Consider the following 233-nt stretch of genomic DNA (forward strand, 5'->3'; position numbering starts at 1 on the left):
AGCCGCCGAAGGTGGGACAGATGATTGGGGTGAAGTCGTAACAAGGTAGCCGTATCGGAAGGTGCGGCTGGATCACCTCCTTTCTAAGGAAAATGCCCATGTGGCATGCCCATCGTTCAGTTTTGAGAGACCAAATCTCTCGACAAATCAAATTATGAGGGCCTATAGCTCAGCTGGTTAGAGCGCACGCCTGATAAGCGTGAGGTCGGTGGTTCGAGTCCACTTAGGCCCAC

General features: G+C 52.8%; 1 tRNA gene and 1 rRNA gene. Both read left to right on the plus strand.

What is annotated here, in order from left to right:
- A 16S ribosomal RNA gene (locus EVJ28_RS14055) occupies positions 1-83 on the plus strand; the annotation flags it as partial.
- A 75-nt stretch (positions 84-158) separates the two neighbouring features.
- Positions 159-232 (plus strand) — tRNA-Ile (locus tag EVJ28_RS14060).
- Position 233: the final 1 nt, after the last annotated feature.

It is taken from the genome of Exiguobacterium sp. SH3S3 (assembly GCF_004337115.1).
Taxonomy (GTDB): Bacteria; Bacillota; Bacilli; order Exiguobacteriales; family Exiguobacteriaceae; genus Exiguobacterium; species Exiguobacterium aurantiacum_A.